This window comes from Streptomyces sp. NPDC032940 (assembly GCF_040636935.1).
Taxonomy (GTDB): Bacteria; Actinomycetota; Actinomycetes; order Streptomycetales; family Streptomycetaceae; genus Streptomyces.
The window spans coordinates 34,843-49,829 of record NZ_JBEZVJ010000027.1 but is presented as its reverse complement, the minus strand read 5'-3'; the positions used below and the strand labels follow the sequence as shown (position 1 = coordinate 49,829).

At 74.2% G+C, this 14,987-nt stretch carries 17 protein-coding genes; 9 read left to right on the top strand and 8 right to left on the bottom strand.

The genetic code is table 11. From position 1 onward, the window contains the following. Positions 1 to 106 precede the first annotated feature (106 nt). On the top strand, positions 107 to 1,534 hold the full coding sequence (locus AB0E77_RS26885) for a hypothetical protein (RefSeq protein ID WP_361575062.1): 1,428 nt from the start codon (positions 107 to 109) through the stop codon (positions 1,532 to 1,534). Positions 1,535 to 1,552: 18 nt separating this feature from the next. On the opposite strand, the gene AB0E77_RS26880 is transcribed toward AB0E77_RS26885, so the two are convergent. Further along, positions 1,553 to 1,966: a VOC family protein gene (locus AB0E77_RS26880; RefSeq protein WP_361575059.1), complete on the bottom strand. Its 414-nt coding sequence runs from the start codon at positions 1,964 to 1,966 to the stop codon at positions 1,553 to 1,555. Between the two features lie 368 nt (positions 1,967 to 2,334). On the opposite strand from AB0E77_RS26880, the gene AB0E77_RS26875 reads away from it, so the two are divergent. The 3 genes from AB0E77_RS26875 to AB0E77_RS26865 all read left to right on the top strand — a co-directional run bounded on the left by AB0E77_RS26875 (position 2,335) and on the right by AB0E77_RS26865 (position 5,458). Further along, on the top strand, positions 2,335 to 3,933 hold the full coding sequence (locus tag AB0E77_RS26875) for an ABC-F family ATP-binding cassette domain-containing protein (RefSeq protein ID WP_361575056.1): 1,599 nt from the start codon (positions 2,335 to 2,337) through the stop codon (positions 3,931 to 3,933). Between the two features lie 335 nt (positions 3,934 to 4,268). Then, entirely contained in the window at positions 4,269 to 4,493 is a 225-nt protein-coding gene (locus AB0E77_RS26870) for a helix-turn-helix domain-containing protein (RefSeq protein WP_361575053.1), read from the top strand. A 161-nt stretch (positions 4,494 to 4,654) separates the two neighbouring features. Further along, the gene (locus AB0E77_RS26865) at positions 4,655 to 5,458 is read left to right on the top strand and encodes an enoyl-CoA hydratase/isomerase family protein (protein ID WP_361575050.1); all 804 of its coding nucleotides are present in this window, start codon (positions 4,655 to 4,657) and stop codon (positions 5,456 to 5,458) included. A gap of 335 nt (positions 5,459 to 5,793) precedes the next feature. Here the strand turns inward: AB0E77_RS26865 and AB0E77_RS26860 are convergent, their stop codons facing one another. Further along, entirely contained in the window at positions 5,794 to 6,537 is a 744-nt protein-coding gene (locus AB0E77_RS26860) for a nucleopolyhedrovirus P10 family protein (RefSeq protein ID WP_361575047.1), read from the bottom strand. A gap of 85 nt (positions 6,538 to 6,622) precedes the next feature. Here AB0E77_RS26860 and AB0E77_RS26855 point away from each other — a divergent pair, with 85 nt between their 5' ends. Genes AB0E77_RS26855 through amaP form a run of 5 tightly spaced genes read left to right on the top strand, consistent with a single transcriptional unit; the run spans position 6,623 to position 8,922 of the window. Further along, positions 6,623 to 7,084 (top strand): Asp23/Gls24 family envelope stress response protein, encoded by a 462-nt coding sequence (locus AB0E77_RS26855; RefSeq protein ID WP_361575044.1) that lies wholly within the window; start codon positions 6,623 to 6,625, stop codon positions 7,082 to 7,084. Positions 7,085 to 7,113: 29 nt separating this feature from the next. After that, positions 7,114 to 7,299, top strand: a complete 186-nt coding sequence (locus AB0E77_RS26850; protein WP_361575041.1) for a hypothetical protein — start codon at positions 7,114 to 7,116, stop codon at positions 7,297 to 7,299. Continuing rightward, entirely contained in the window at positions 7,296 to 7,679 is a 384-nt protein-coding gene (locus AB0E77_RS26845) for an Asp23/Gls24 family envelope stress response protein (protein ID WP_361575039.1), read from the top strand. Before AB0E77_RS26850 ends, AB0E77_RS26845 begins: the two co-directional genes overlap by 4 nt. Then, positions 7,676 to 8,338, top strand: coding sequence for a DUF6286 domain-containing protein (locus AB0E77_RS26840; RefSeq protein WP_361575036.1), 663 nt, complete (start codon positions 7,676 to 7,678; stop codon positions 8,336 to 8,338). The genes AB0E77_RS26845 and AB0E77_RS26840 overlap by 4 nt, the downstream gene beginning before the upstream one ends. After that, the gene (gene amaP, locus AB0E77_RS26835) at positions 8,335 to 8,922 is read left to right on the top strand and encodes an alkaline shock response membrane anchor protein AmaP (RefSeq protein ID WP_361575033.1); all 588 of its coding nucleotides are present in this window, start codon (positions 8,335 to 8,337) and stop codon (positions 8,920 to 8,922) included. The genes AB0E77_RS26840 and amaP overlap by 4 nt, the downstream gene beginning before the upstream one ends. A gap of 60 nt (positions 8,923 to 8,982) precedes the next feature. Here the strand turns inward: amaP and AB0E77_RS26830 are convergent, their stop codons facing one another. From AB0E77_RS26830 to AB0E77_RS26805, 6 genes are all read right to left on the bottom strand, one after another. Then, complete coding sequence (locus tag AB0E77_RS26830) at positions 8,983 to 9,738, bottom strand: SDR family oxidoreductase (protein WP_361575030.1); 756 nt, start codon at positions 9,736 to 9,738, stop codon at positions 8,983 to 8,985. Positions 9,739 to 9,742: 4 nt separating this feature from the next. After that, entirely contained in the window at positions 9,743 to 11,527 is a 1,785-nt protein-coding gene (locus AB0E77_RS26825; protein WP_361575027.1) for a glycoside hydrolase family 15 protein, read from the bottom strand. Between the two features lie 28 nt (positions 11,528 to 11,555). Then, the gene (locus tag AB0E77_RS26820; RefSeq protein ID WP_361575024.1) at positions 11,556 to 12,347 is read right to left on the bottom strand and encodes an SURF1 family protein; all 792 of its coding nucleotides are present in this window, start codon (positions 12,345 to 12,347) and stop codon (positions 11,556 to 11,558) included. An 88-nt stretch (positions 12,348 to 12,435) separates the two neighbouring features. Further along, positions 12,436 to 12,669: a hypothetical protein gene (locus AB0E77_RS26815; RefSeq protein ID WP_071528763.1), complete on the bottom strand. Its 234-nt coding sequence runs from the start codon at positions 12,667 to 12,669 to the stop codon at positions 12,436 to 12,438. Between the two features lie 91 nt (positions 12,670 to 12,760). Continuing rightward, the gene (locus AB0E77_RS26810) at positions 12,761 to 13,747 is read right to left on the bottom strand and encodes a DEDDh family exonuclease (RefSeq protein ID WP_361575021.1); all 987 of its coding nucleotides are present in this window, start codon (positions 13,745 to 13,747) and stop codon (positions 12,761 to 12,763) included. 224 nt (positions 13,748 to 13,971) lie between these two features. Next, positions 13,972 to 14,979 (bottom strand): CopD family protein, encoded by a 1,008-nt coding sequence (locus AB0E77_RS26805; RefSeq protein WP_361575018.1) that lies wholly within the window; start codon positions 14,977 to 14,979, stop codon positions 13,972 to 13,974. Positions 14,980 to 14,987 lie beyond the last annotated feature (8 nt).

The following is a 14,987-nucleotide window of genomic DNA, read 5'->3' as shown; positions in this document are numbered from 1 at the left end:
GGATCTCCCGCCCCGGCCGCCTGTCGAGGCCCCGCGCCGGCGGTCCCCGGCGCCGCCCCGGGCATTCCGTTTGGGTTTTCGGACCGTCAACCGGAAGACTGCACCCGTGACGTCCCGTATCCCGCGCGACTCCAGGCTTCGACTCGTCCGTCCGCGACCCCTGGCCGCCGCCCCCAGAGCGATGAACCAGCGCCGCCCGCACCGCGCCGCACCGCGCCCCCCCGAGGGCACACCGGCCCGGTCGGAACTGGCCCGAATGGCACGCTCCGGCCTGGCCGACGCCGCCCGCATCGCCCGCTGGGCCGACGCCGCCCTCGGCCCCGGCCGCGGCAGCGCGACCGCCGACGGCAAGGCCACCCTCTCCGACGCGACCGCCGAACACGCGGCCCGCGAGCTGGGCCTGACCGTGGCCGAGGTCCGCGCCCACTGGGACACCGCCCGCCTCGCCGGGCTCATCGAGGTCCACGGCGGCACCGCCCGCCCGGGCTGGCGCCTGCGTGCCTGGAACCGCGACGACAGCGCCGTCCTGCGCGGCTGGGTCGCCCTCTTCGACGCCTGGTCGCTGGCCCACCCCGAGCCCGACGGCCACGAGCCCGCCGCCGTCGCCGAGGCCGTCTCCGCGATGCCCCAGGTGCTCTCCTTCCTCCAGCTGTCCGCCGGACCGGTGCCCGTCGCCCAGCTCCTGGACCTGCTGGAGCAGCGCGTCACCGAACTGCGCACCGAGCGCTGCGAGGTCCCCTACGGCCCCCGGCTCGAACCGGGCACCCCCGAAGCCCCGCAGCCCGAGCAGACCGCGGGCGGCGCCGCCGACGCCCCGCTCGCGCCGCTGCTCGACTGGGCCCTGCACGCCCTGGCCTCCGTCGGCGCCCTCACCTGCGGCGACGGCCACGCCACGCTGACCCCGCTGGGCAGCTGGGCGGTCTGGGTAAAACTGGAGCAGATCTGCGTGGCCGCGCAGAGCCCCGCCGGGAACATCGAGCAGTCGGCCGAGGCCATGCTCCGCGGCTGCGCCCGGCTCCGCCCGAACGCCGCCCGCGCCGAGTACCGCGCATGGCTCGCCGCCCGCCCCGTCGGCAGCGCAGTCGCCGAACTGCTCGGCGCCGCCCGCGGCGAGGACGCCCTGCTGCGCGGCCTCGCCTTCGAAGCGCTGCGCGTCGTCGGCGCCCCCGCCGAGCCGGACGTCCGCGCCGTGCTCGACGAGCCCACGCTGCGCCCGTACGCCCTGCTGTGGCTGGCCGAGCACGACGGCGCCGACCCCGAGGACGCCCACGAGGTCCTCACCCGCCGGGAGGCCACCTGGCTGTGGGTGGACACCGCCGCGGCCGTCGCCGACCACGGCGAGGCCCCGCTGCTCGTCCGGCACCTGGAGTCCGCGGTGCAGCCCACCGTCCCGGCCCTCCTCGACGAGGTCCGCGCCGTCGGGCACCCGCGCACCGTGCAGGTCCTGGTCGCCCTCGCCGCCGCCCACCCCGACCCGGCCCTGGCCAAGGCCGTACGCCGGGCCGCCTTCCAGGTGCACACGGGGGGCAGCTGAACGCGCCCCCGGCGGGCGTCAGCCCCGGATCTCGGGGGCGTAGGTCCCGAAGCTCCAGATGTTGCCCTCGAGGTCCCGGGCCATGTAGTCCCGCGAGCCGTAGTCCTGGTCCGTCGGGGGCATCAGGATCTCCGCGCCGTGCTCCACGGCCCGCCGGTGGTGGGCGTCGACGTCGTCCACCACGACGTACACCCCGGTCGTGCCGGCGTTCTTCATCGCCTGGTCGAAGCGGCTGCCCGTGCCCTTGGAGCCGAGCATCACCGCGCCGTTGCCCTGGGCCAGCTCGGCGTGCGCGACCGTGCCGTCCTCGCCCTCGTACACGGCCAGTTCCCTGAAGCCGAAGGCCTGTGTGAGCTGGCGGACCGCCGCCTTGGCGTCCGCGTACAGCAGCGTCGGGTAGACGCTCGGGCGGCCGCCGTCCATGCCTGCCATGCCGATCACTCCCTTGTGAGCCGGTGCGGGGGACCGGATGCCGGAACGTCCCGGTATCCGGCCCGTCGCCCAGTCTTGCACCGCGCACCGACAGCGCCCCCGGCCCACGCCTCCGAACAGGGGAGCACCGAACGGGCGACCGCGGGGACCGCAGGCAGGGAGCCGCGGGGACCGCCGGCCGGGAAGCCGCGCGGACCGGCCGCGGGACGCTCTCGGCCCGGCGTCGGCAGATCCGTCCGACCGGCGCCCGGAAAAAGTGGTTGCACGGCCCCGTTAGACTGGCCCCATGGCCATTCTCCTCGCGCATTAGACGGCGGGAAACGTCCTCAGCCGCCCATCCCGTCAACCACCCGCCCTGGAGTCTGACCGTGATCTCCGCCTCCGGCATCGAGCTGCGCGCCGGTGCCCGCGTCCTCATCGAGAGCGCCACCTTCCGCGTCGCCAAGGGCGACCGCATCGGCCTGGTCGGCCGCAACGGCGCCGGCAAGACCACCCTCACCAAGGTCCTGGCCGGCGAGGGCATCCCCGCCGGCGGCACCGTCACCCGCTCCGGCGAGGTCGGCTACCTCCCGCAGGACCCGCGCACCGGCGACCTCGACGTGCTGGCCCGCGACCGCATCCTGTCCGCCCGCGGCCTGGACACCCTGATCCGCAAGATGCGCGAGAACGAGCAGCGCATCGCGAACGGCCAGGGCGCCACCCGGGAGAAGGCGCTGAGGCAGTACGAGCGCCAGGAGACGGAGTTCCTCACCAAGGGCGGATACGCCGCCGAGGCCGAGGCCGCCACCATCGCCGCCGCGCTCAACCTGCCCGACCGCGTGCTCGGACAGCCCCTGCACACGCTCTCCGGCGGTCAGCGCCGCCGCGTCGAACTGGCCCGCATCCTGTTCTCCGACGCGGACACCCTGCTGCTCGACGAGCCGACCAACCACCTCGACGCCGACTCGATCGTGTGGCTGCGCGACTACCTGAAGACCTACCGCGGCGGCTTCATCGTGATCTCCCACGACGTCGACCTGGTCGAGACGGTCGTCAACAAGGTCTTCTACCTGGACGCCAACCGCGCCCAGATCGACGTCTACAACATGGGCTGGAAGCTCTACCAGCAGCAGCGCGAGGCCGACGAGAAGCGCCGCAAGCGCGAGCGCGCCAACGCCGAGAAGAAGGCCGCCGCCCTGCACTCGCAGGCCGACAAGATGCGCGCCAAGGCCACCAAGACGGTCGCCGCGCAGAACATGGCCCGCCGCGCCGACAAGCTGCTCTCCGGCCTGGAGGCCGTCCGCCAGTCGGACAAGGTCGCCAAGCTCCGCTTCCCGGATCCCGCGCCCTGCGGCAAGACCCCGCTGACCGCCGAGGGCCTGTCCAAGTCGTACGGCTCCCTGGAGATCTTCACCGACGTCGACCTGGCCATCGACAAGGGCTCCCGCGTCGTCATCCTCGGCCTCAACGGCGCCGGCAAGACGACCCTGCTGCGTCTGCTCGGCGGAGTGGAGAAGCCCGACACCGGCGAGGTCCGCGAGGGCCACGGCCTCAAGCTCGGCTACTACGCGCAGGAGCACGAGACCCTCGACCCCGACCGCACCGTCCTGGAGAACATGCGCTCCGCCGCGCCCGACATGGACCTCGTGGAAGTCCGCAAGGTGCTCGGCTCGTTCCTGTTCTCCGGCGACGACGTCGACAAGCCGGCCGGTGTCCTCTCCGGCGGCGAGAAGACCCGCCTCGCGCTGGCCACCCTCGTGGTGTCCTCGGCGAACGTGCTGCTGCTCGACGAGCCGACCAACAACCTCGACCCGGCCAGCCGCGAGGAGATCCTCGGCGCGCTGCGCACCTACAAGGGCGCCGTCGTGCTCGTCACCCACGACGAGGGCGCCGTCGAGGCGCTCCAGCCGGAGCGGATCATCCTGCTCCCGGACGGCGTCGAGGACCTGTGGGGCTCCGATTACGCGGACCTCGTCGCCCTGGCTTGACCGAATGGATGATCCACTGGGTATGGATCATTCGGCCGATCCGTGATCCACCATCTGTGTGAGATCTCCTCATCACGAGGTGTGTCCTACATCGATTTCGCGGCCGGGACCTCCATTGTGGAGGCCCCGGCCGCGTCGCCTTTCTGACCTGCGATTTCGCCAGGGAAGCCGTTCGGTCGTAGCCGCGGAAATCTTTGGAACGCCTCATTCCGTATGTGGGGACGCGCTCCTGTCGTCACATCCTTGTCTCATCGACCTTGCCGAATGGGTGGCCATGAGCCCCATGAGGGGTGATCATGAGGAGACCAGAGCGCACTTCCCATGAGGAGGCACGGGTGGCCGAGACTCTGAAGAAGGGCAGCCGGGTTACCGGCGCCGCGCGCGACAAGCTCGCGGCAGACCTGAAGAAGAAGTACGACGCCGGTGCGAGCATTCGGGCGTTGGCCGAGGAAACCGGCCGCTCGTATGGCTTCGTGCACCGCATGCTCAGCGAGTCGGGCGTCACGCTCCGAGGGCGTGGCGGGGCGACCCGGGGCAAGAAGGCCGAACCATCGGCCTGATCCGTCCCCGGGCGACCCCCTGGCTCCGAAAGTGAAGGTGGTCACCCGGTCGGTCATCGGACCGCCCGGGTGGTTACTGTGCAGTCACTTAGCTCTGTCGTGGTACGGCGTGGCAGCCGGCGCACGGCAGGGACGACGACCGCACCTTTCGGAGGCACCCCATGGCTTCGCCCGCCCACGACCTCGGTCCCGTACTGGACAAGGACGGCGTGCGGCTCACCGTCGACGACGCCATCGCCACGGTGACGCTGACCAACCCCGCCAAGCGCAACGCGCAGAGCCCCGCTCTGTGGCGGGCGCTCACCGAGGCCGGCCGGCTGCTGCCGGGATCCGTCCGGGTCGTCGTGCTGCGCGCCGAGGGCAAGTCCTTCTCGGCCGGCCTCGACCGGCAGGCGTTCACCCCGGAGGGCTTCGACGGCGAACCGTCGTTCATCGACCTCGCCCGGGGCGGTGACGCCGAGCTGGACGGGACCATCGCCGAGTACCAGGAGGCGTTCACCTGGTGGCGGCGCAGCGACATCCTGTCCGTCGCCGCCGTGCAGGGGCACGCCATCGGGGCCGGATTCCAGCTGGCCCTCGCCTGTGACCTGCGGGTCGTCGCGGACGACGTGCAGTTCGCCATGCGCGAGACCAGCCTCGGCCTCGTGCCGGACCTGACGGGCACGCACCCCCTGGTGTCCCTCGTCGGGTACGCCCGCGCGCTGGAGATCTGTGCGACCGGGCGCTTCGTCACGGCCGAGGAGGCCGTCACCACCGGCCTCGCCAACCTCGCCGTGCCCGGCGACCAGCTCGACGGCGCCGTGCACGACCTGGTGTCCGCGATCCTGTCCGCGCCGCGAGACGCGGTCGTCGAGACCAAGGCGCTGCTCCAGGGCGCCCAGAGCCGCGACTACGAGGCACAGCGCGTCGCGGAACGCGCCGCCCAGGGCCGCCGCCTGCGCGACCTCGCCGGCCTCGGAGACTGAGCCTCCGGCGGCCGCCCCGAACGACCTTCCGTCGCCCCGGACGGCTTTCCGTCGCCCCGGTCGACCGTCCGTCGCCCCGGACGGCCTTCCGTCGCCCCGGGCGACGGGACGCCGCACGGTTCACCGGGGTCACGGCCCCGGCCCCGCCGCCCCGCACCACCCCGCCGCCCCGCACGGCCGCGCTACCCGGCAGGGAACAGCACCCCGGGCCCGCAGCGGAACGGCCCCCCGGGCCCGCAGCGGGACGGCCCACCCGGCCCGCAGGGGAACGGTCCGCCGCGCCCGGCCCACGGCAGCCGGCCCGTCGGTGCGCCCCGCGCGGCACCGCCGGGCCTTCAGCCGATCGCCGTCACCAGGACCGCCACCGTGGGGCGGTCCGGCAGGGTCCCGGCCACCGCCGCCCTGACCTGCCGGGCCACCTCCGCGGTCGTGCGGTCCGCGTCGACCGCCAGTTCCAGCCGGACGTGGCGGTGCGGTAGGGCCGCCTCCCGCCCGGCGTCCCGCCGCGTGATGTGCACCGGACGGCCCAGCGTGCGGCTCAGCCCTCTCACGCCGGGGACCGCGAGCGCGGCGCCCGCCGCACGGCCCTCGTCGGTGCCGTCCGCCTCGACGTCGGCCACGGGGGCGTCCGCGCCCGCAGGGCCCTGCTCCGCCCCCGGTCCGGGGTCCGGCTCCGGTGCCGCCTCGAGCAGGTCCGTCGCCCGCAGGTCCACTTCCGTCACCGCCAGACCGATCCGCCGCGTCGCCGCCTCGGCCAGCGCCGTGCGCAGCCGTTCGGCCGCCACGGGCAGCGGTTCCGCCGCCGACGCCGCGAAGTCGGCCGTCACCCGCAGCGGACCGGGCGGCAGCCCGCTCGGCGGCGCCGGTACCACCGGCTCCGACGTCTCCTGCGGGTCGGCGAGGGCGATGCGCAGCCGTCCGGGCCGCACACCCGGCACGTCCCGCACCGCGGCCAGCAGCGCCTCCCGTGCCGCGCACTCGGCGACCCACGCTCCGTCCCGCGGCCCGCCCAGGGGCAGCAGCCTGCCGAGCCCCAGCTGCTCCCGTACCGTCCGCGTCCACCGATCAGGCGTTGTCATTCCTTCAGCCTGCCGCATCCCCGGCGCGCGATCGCGTCACCGTGCTTACGGTGGGAAAGAACGCCGACCGAAGGGATGTGCGGACATGAGCGACTTGACGGAGAAGGACACGCCGGACACCGGTAGGACGCAGGCGGTCCGGCGCGGCGGCGGCGACCCCGGCACCCGCGGCCGGACCACGATCGCCGACGGCGTCGTGGAGAAGATCACCGGAATGGCGGCACGCGATGTCGCGGGTGTGCACGCCCTGGGCAGCGGCATGGCCCGCACCTTCGGCGCCGTGCGGGACCGGGTGCCCGGCGGGTCCAAGTCGGTGACACGCGGGGTGAAGGCCGAGGTCGGCGAGAAGCAGACCGCCCTCGATCTGGAGATCGTCGTCGAGTACGGCGTGTCGATCAGCGATGTGGCCCGGGACGTACGGGAGAACGTGGTGGCGGCGGTGGAGCGGATGACCGGCCTCGAGGTCGTCGAGGTCAACATCGCGGTCAGCGACGTCAAGCTGCCGGACGAGGAGGACGAGGAGCCGGCCGAGCCGCGGATCAGGTGACGGGGACGACGGACTGAGGGGAGCGCACCATGAGCATGGCGGTGATCGGCATGATCGCCGGGATGGCGCTGGGATTCGCCGGGTACTTCGGGGGTTTCGGAGCCTTCCTGTTGGTGGCGGCCCTGGGCGCCGTCGGGTTCGTCGCCGGCCGGTTCCTGGAGGGGGACATGGACCTCGGCGACCTGTTCCGCGCGCGTGACGACCGACGGCGGTGACCGGCGTGAGCGAGGGGGCCGGTGAGGTCCGCGAAGCCCTGACGCCGGTTCCCGCGGGCGAACGCGGGGCCACGCGGATCGCCGACCGGGTCGTCGCCAAGATCGCCGCCCAGGCGGCGCGCGAGGCGGTCGGCGTGCTCCATCCGGACGCCGAACGCCCGCACGCCACCGTCGTCGTCCACCACGACATCGCCCGCGTCCGCGTCCACGTCGAACTCGACTACCCGTGCGACATCGGCGCCCGCTGCGGCCAGGTGCGCCATCAAGTCGTCCAGCGGGTACGAGGGTTGGCGGGAATGGCGGTGCCGGAGGTCGGCGTCCAGGTGGAGCGGCTGCATCTGGCGGCGGAGTACGGCGCGCGACAGCGGAGGACGCGATGAGCGAACCCCAGGGTTCCGAGGGCAGCACGCAGCGCCTGCCCGTCATGGAGAAGACGGGCGATCAGGCGGGCGGCGCCGGGCCGCAGGCGCCGCCCCCGGCCGAGGGCGAGCGCGGACCGCGCGGCCGCTTCTGGTCCCCGCGCCGTGTCCCCGCGGGCATTGTCGCCCTGCTGCTCCTGATCGTCTCCGGTGCCTTCCTCTACGACGTCGTCGCCGTCCGCGCCGGCCGCTCCGCCCTCGGCTGGCGCCGGGATCTGGCCCAGCAGCTCGCCGAACGGCCCCTCGACGACATCTGGGTGCGGGTCGGCGCCGGAGTCGCCGCCGCCCTCGGGCTGTGGCTGCTCGTGCTGGCGGTCACGCCCGGCCTGCGCAAGGTGCTGCCGATGCGGCGCACCCACCAGGACGTCCGCGCGGGACTGCACCGGGACGCCGCCGCGGCGGTGCTGCGCGACCGGGCCGTGGAGGTCGCCGGCGTGCAGTCGGCGCGCGTGAAGATGCGCCGCAGGAAGGCCAAGGTGCGCGCGCTCGCACACTTCCGGGAACTGGACGACGTACGAGCCGACCTGGACGGCGTGCTCGACGACACGGTGCGCGGGCTGGGGCTCGCCCGGCCGCCCGCCGTGTCGGTCCGGGTGGCGCGGCCCGGACGGAAGGGGTGAGATCCGTGCTCAGGACCGTCGACCGGGTGCTGCTGGGACTCGTGGGCCTGGTGCTGATCGCCGTGGGCGGGGCCGTGCTCGCGGTGTCGTTCGACGTCACGCCGCCGTCCTGGTGGGTGCACCAGGGGCCGCACGACGTGCTGCTCGGTCAGGCCGAGCGGACCCGCTGGCGGGACGCCGGCTGGTGGTGGCCGGTCGTCATCGCCGCGCTCGCCGTCCTGCTGCTGCTCGCCCTGTGGTGGCTCGTCGCCGTGCTGCGCCGCCGCCGGCTCTCCGAGGTCCTCGTCGACACCGGCGACGGCGAGGGCGCGGTGCTGCGCGGCCGGGCCCTGGAGGGCGTCCTCACCCAGGAGACGGACCGGGTGGACGGCGTCGAGCGGGCCAAGGTCCGGCTCACCGGACGGCGCGACGCCCCGAGGGCCCGGGTCCGGCTGCTGCTCGCCCCGCACGTGGACCCCGGAACCGCGCTGGACGACCTGACCGCGCGCGCCCTCACCCACGCCCGGGACTCGGCGGGCCTCGCCACCCTCCCGGCGGAGGTACGCCTCCACGGCGTCAAGCACCACGCGGAACGGGTCAGCTGACCGCCCCCGCCCGGGCACCGGCACCGACCACGCGCCGGTACAGCGGCCTCCGCCCGCCGCCTAGAACCCGTGCCGGCTGCCGCCGTCCACCGGCAGCATCACGCCCGTGACGTACGAGGCCGCAGGCGACAGCAGGAACGCCGCCGCGCGGCCGAACTCCTCCGGGGCGCCGTAACGGCGCAGCGGGACGCGGGACTCGCTCGCCGCCCTGGTCGCCTCCGGGTCGGCGGACAGGGCGTCCAGCTCGCGCACCCGGTCGGTGTCGATGCGGCCCGGCAGCAGCCCGACGACGCGGATGCCGCGCGGGCCCAGCTCGTCGGCGAGGGACTTGGCGAAGCCCGCCAGCCCCGGGCGCAGGCCGTTGGAGATGGTCAGGCCCGGGATCGGCTCGTGCACGGAACCCGACAGTACGAAGCCGATGACGCCGCCGTCGTCCAGCTCGGCGGCGGCCGTGCGGGCCAGCCGCACCGCCCCGAGGAACACCGACTCGAAGGCGGCCTGCCACTGCTCGTCGGTGGTGTCGGCGACGAAGCCGGGCGGCGGTCCGCCCACACTGATCAGCACGCCGTCGAAGCGCCCGAACCGCTCACGGGCGGTCGCGACCAGCCGTGCGGCGGCCTCGGGGTCGGCGTTGTCGGCGGCCACGCCCACCGCGTCCGGTCCCAGCGCGGACGCGGCGTCCGCGGCCTTCTGCCCGTCCCGCCCCGTCACGACCACCTTCGCGCCGTCGGCGACCAGCTCGCGCGCGGCGGCGTGGCCCAGGCCACGGGTGGCTCCGGTGACGACGTACACCCGGTCCTTCAGTCCAAGATCCATGGCCCTATCCTGCCTCGTCCTGCCCGAACAGGGCGAGGGCGGTGTTCACCAGGCCGATGTGGCTGAACGCCTGCGGGAAGTTCCCCAGCTGGCGGCCCGCCACCGGGTCGTACTCCTCGGCCAGCAGCCCCACGTCGTTGGCGAGCCCGACCAGCCGCTCGAACAGCCTCCGGGCCTCGTCGGTCCGGCCGGTGGCGTGCAGCGCGTCGGCGTACCAGAAGGAGCACACCAGGAACGTGCCCTCGCCGCCCGGCAGTCCGTCCACGGGCGGGCCCTCGGTGCTGTAGCGGCGCACCAGGCCGTCCCGGGTCAGTTCCTTGCCGATCGCGTCGACCGTTCCGACGACGCGCGGATCGTCCGCGGGCAGGAAGCCCACCCGGGGGAGGAGGAGCAGCGCGGCGTCCAGCTCCGCCGAGCCGTAGGACTGGGTGAAGGTGCCGCGCTCCGGGTCGTAGCCCTTCTCGCACACCTCCCGGTGCACCTCCTCGCGCAGCGCGCGCCAGCCGTCCAGGTCGCCGCCCAGCTCCGGGTGCGCCTCCAGGGTGCGCACCGCCCGGTCGGCGGCCACCCAGGTCATCACCTTCGAGTGCACGAACTGCCGGCGCCCGCCGCGCACCTCCCACAGTCCTTCGTCCGGCTGCCGCCACACCGTGGTCAGGAAGTCCATCAGCGCGCACTGGAGCTCCCACACCTGGGGCCGCGGGTGCATGCCCGCGAGCCGGGCCAGCGACAGGGAGTCCATGACCTCGCCGTACACGTCCAGCTGGAGCTGGTTCACGGCGTCGTTGCCGATCCGCACGGGCGTCGCCCCGGCGAAGCCCGACAGCCACGGCAGTTCGGACTCCGGCAGCCGGCGCTCGCCCGCCAGGCCGTACATGATCTGCAGGTCGGCCGGGTTTCCCGCGACCGCGCGCAGCAGCCAGTCGCGCCAGGCCTCGGCCTCCTCCAGATACCCCGCCGACAGCAGGGCGCCCAGGGTGAGCGTGGAGTCGCGCAGCCAGCAGAAGCGGTAGTCCCAGTTGCGCACCCCGCCCGGTTCCTCCGGCAGCGAGGTGGTGGCGGCGGCAACGATGCCGCCGGTCGGCCGGTAGGTGAGCGCCTTCAGCGTGATCAGGGAACGGACCACGGCGTCCCGGTGCGGGCCGTCGTAGCGGCAGTGGGCGGCCCAGGCGCGCCAGTCCTCGACGCTGTGCTCCAGCGACTCGTACGGGTCGATCAGGGGCGGGCGCGGCTCGTGCGAGGGATGCCAGGTGAGCACGAACGCGACCTTCTCGCCCTCGGCGACCGTGAACTCGGCGTGGGTCCCGAAGTCCTGCCCCCAGCTGCGCACCTCCGGCTCGCTGCGCAGCCACGCGGAGTCCGGCCCCGCGACGGCCACCCGGTGTCCGTCGGTCCGGCGCACCCACGGCACGACCGAGCCGTAGTCGAAGCGCAGCCGCAGCACGCTGTGCACGGTGACCTCGCCGCGCAGGCCCTCCACGACGCGCACCAGGTCGGGGGCGCGGTCGCGCTGGGGCATGAAGTCGGTGACCCGGACGGCGCCGTCGTCCGTCTCCCACTCGGTGTCCAGGACGAGGGTGTCGGGGCGGTAGGCGCGCCGGGTGCAGCGCCCGGCACCCACGGGGGCGATGCGCCAGTGGCCGTTGTCCTCGTCGCCGAGCAGTCTGGCGAAGCAGGCGGCGGAGTCGAAGCGGGGCAGACACAGCCAGTCCACGGAGCCGTCCGTGGAGACCAGGGCCGCGGTCTGCTGGTCGCCGATGAGCGCGTAGTCCTCGATACGGGGGTGCACGGGGTCCGTCTGCCCGGGCGGTGCCGCGCTACACGGTGGCGGGTTCCGCCTCCGCGGTCTCCACGTCGCCGGTGTTCTCCCGGTCACGCTTCTCGCGTCGGACGAGGATCCACCAGCCGACCGGGACGGCCGCGGAGAACAGCCACCACTGGATGGCGTAGGCGAAGTTCAGCGCGGCGTCCTCGTTGCCGGGCTTGCCGATGGGCTCAGGGACGCCGCCCTCGGCCTCGGGCGCCGTCAGGACGACGTATCCGCCGAGCACCGGGGCGCCCAGGCGGGCGGCCTCCTGCTCGCTGTCGATGAGCATGATCTGCCGGTCGGGCAGGCCCTGGAGGTCCTTGATGCCGCTCGCGGCGGTCGTCTCGTCGGGCATCATCCGCCCGGTGACGGTGATCTCGCCGCGGGGCGGTGCGGGCACCTCGGGGAACTCGGTCTGGCTGGGGCCGTCCGCGGGGATCCAGCCCCGGTTGACGAGCAGGACCTTGCCGTCGTCGAGGACGAACGGGGTCAGGACGTGGTAGCCGATCTTGTCCTGGGCGTTGGTGCGCCGGCGGACGACGACCTCGTCGTCCGTGTCGAAGCGGCCCTTCGCGGTCACCGTGCGGTACCGCTCGCGCGTGGTGATCGTCTTCCCTGGCGCGGTCAGCGACTCCACGGGCACCGGCTTCGCGCCGAGCGCCTCGGCGACGAGGTCGTTCCGGGCGGTGCGCTCCTCGTAGCGGTGCATCTGCCAGAAGCCCAGCTTGATCATCGTCGGGATGAGCAGCAGGGCCACCAGCGTGAGGATCACCCACTGGCGGGACAACAGGAAGCGGTACACGCATCGACGGTACCTTGCCCGAATGCGGCCCTCGCCGGTGGGGCCGGACGAGGACCGCGGCCCCGCGCCGCCGGGAGCGGGTCCGGTCTCAGACCTTGTCGACGATGCCCGCCCTCCCCTCCGCGCGGGCGCAGTGGGCGCCGCAGTACCAGTGGCCCTCGACCTCGACGCCCTGGCCGATGATCTGCACCCGGCAGTGCTCGCAGATGGGGGCCATCCGGTGGATCGCGCAGGAGAAGCAGTCGAAGACGTGCACCGCCCCCTGCGCGTGGACCTCGAAGGTCATTCCGTAGTTGTTGCCGCAGACTTCGCATGTGGCCATGCGCCACAGGGTGAGCCGTCGCCGCGGTCCGGGCGAGCGGGCGCCGGGCGAGTCGCCCGGCAATCACCCGTCCGTACGGCTCACGCGCGGCTCACCCGTCCGCCGGCTCCACGTCCCGCAGCAGCTGGCCGAAGGCCGCCTCGTCCACCACCGGCGTGCCGTACTGCCGGGCCTTGACCACCTTCGAGGTGCCCGAGTCCGGGTCGTTGGTGACCAGCAGGCTGGTCAGCCGGGACAGGCTGGTGGCGACGTGCAGCCCGGCCTCGGTCGCGCGGTCCTCCAGCAGGTCCCGCTCGATCGAGGTGTCACCCGAGAAGGCGACCCGCATGCCCTGCTTGAGGCGTTTGCCCTCTTCGTACCGGCCCGGGTTGGGATAGGGGCACGCAGGCCTTCTGCGGCTGGGGCGCCAACTGGTCCCCCGGGAGCCGCCGTAGCCCGCCTGCCGGCCGATGCGGGGCGCGGGGCGGTCCGACCACTCCGTCAGCGGGCGGCACTCGTGCAGCGGCAGCCGCAGTCCGCCCGCCGCCGCGGCCCGCAGGCACGGCCGGAACGCCTCCGCCAGCACGCGCGCGTCGTCCAGCGCGTGGTGCGCCCGCTGCTGCACCACGCCGAAGTGCGCGGCCAGCGACTCCAGCTTGTGATTGGGCAGCGGCAGCGCCAGCTCCTTGGAGAGCGCGATGGTGCACAGCCGTTGACGCACCGGGGCCGCGCCCTCGGCACGCGCGTACTCCCGGGCGATCATCTGCCAGTCGAAGACGGCGTTGTGCGCGACGAGCACCCGCCCGTCGAGCCGGGCCGCGAACTCCTGGGCGACGTCCCGGAACAGGGGCGCCCCCTCCAGCACCTCGCTCGTCAGCCCGTGTATCCACACCGGGCCCGGGTCCCGCTCCGGATTGACCAGCGTGTACCAGTGGTCCTCGACCTCTCCGCGCGCGTCCAGCCGGTAGACGGCCGCCGAGATGATGCGGTCGTCGCGGGCCAGGCCGGTGGTCTCGACGTCGACGACCGCGTACCCCTGCGGATACGCGGCCGGCCAGGCGGTGGCGGACGACGCTGCGGTCGTGCGGTCTTCGAGCATGGTCCATGAGGATACGGGCCACGACCGACAGTCCCGTCCCGCAGGTACCCCGCCGCGCCCCGCGCGCCGTCGCCCCGTCAAGTCCCCTCGGCCGGGCGAGCGTTGCCCCGGCCTCGACCGCCCCCGGCGGCCGGCAGGCACCGGCGCCACGCCCACGGCACCCCGGACGGCGTCCCCCGCGTGTGACGCAGCCCACGCGCGGCGAGGGCTCCACCGGCCCGGTCTCACCAGCGGATCGGCACCGGAAGCGCCGTCAGCAGCCCCGACACCGCGACCACCACACCCAGGGCGACGACCTCCCCGCGCGCGGGGAAGCAGGCCGACAGCGGGTCGGCGGCGCGGCGCAGCCGCACCCGGGCCCACAGGGCGAGGGCGGCGACGGCCGCCACAAGGATCACCTTGGCCAGCAGCACCCTGCCGTACGCGGTGTCCGTCAACTGCTCCAGGATCGTGTCCGCCGGCATCCGGCGCAGCGAACTGCACAGCCCCGTCGCCGTGAGGGCGGCCAGCAGAACGGCCGCCACGCGCGCGTAGAGACCCAGCAGCGCGGGCCCCGCCTCCGCGTCCCGCCAGTGTCGCAGGACCCGCAGCGCGTACAGCAGGCCGCCCACCCACAGCGAGGCGCAGGTCAGATGGACGAGGGTCAGTCCGGAGCCGATCAGCGGGCTGTACTCGGTCGTGGGGTGCGCCCGCAGCGCGTCCGCGACGATCACCGCGGCCAGCGGCCAGACCTGGAGTGCCGGCCGGCGGGAGGTGGCGCACAGCCAGGCCGCGAGGAACCCGTTGACCTCCAGGAGCGCGAGCCTGCCGTCCCGGGACTCGTAGAGACCGCCGACGTCGATGTCGGCGGCCGAGCCCGGCACCAGATTGCCCGTGGCCACCACCGAGGCCAGCCCCAGTGCGGCGACGAGACCGGCCGCCGCCGCGTACGCCGACCAACTGCGGGGCCGGTCCGGGGGAGCGCCGGGCAGCGACCGGGCGAGCCGGTGCACGAGGAGTTCCCCGAGCGGAACGCTCAACGCGGCGAACAGCACCGTGCGCAGCAGGGCGATGCCGCCGGTGCCCGGCGCCTCGGCCTCACCCGTGCCGTGCAGCGCGGGGGTGGGGCCGAGCAGGGGTATCAGCGCGCCGAGCGCCATCAGCACGAGGACGGCCACGGTCCGGCCGGTACCGGAGGGCCGCGAAGGACGCCGGGCGTGGGTGGCCCGGGACGGGGGACGTATGGAGGTCACCGCAGGAT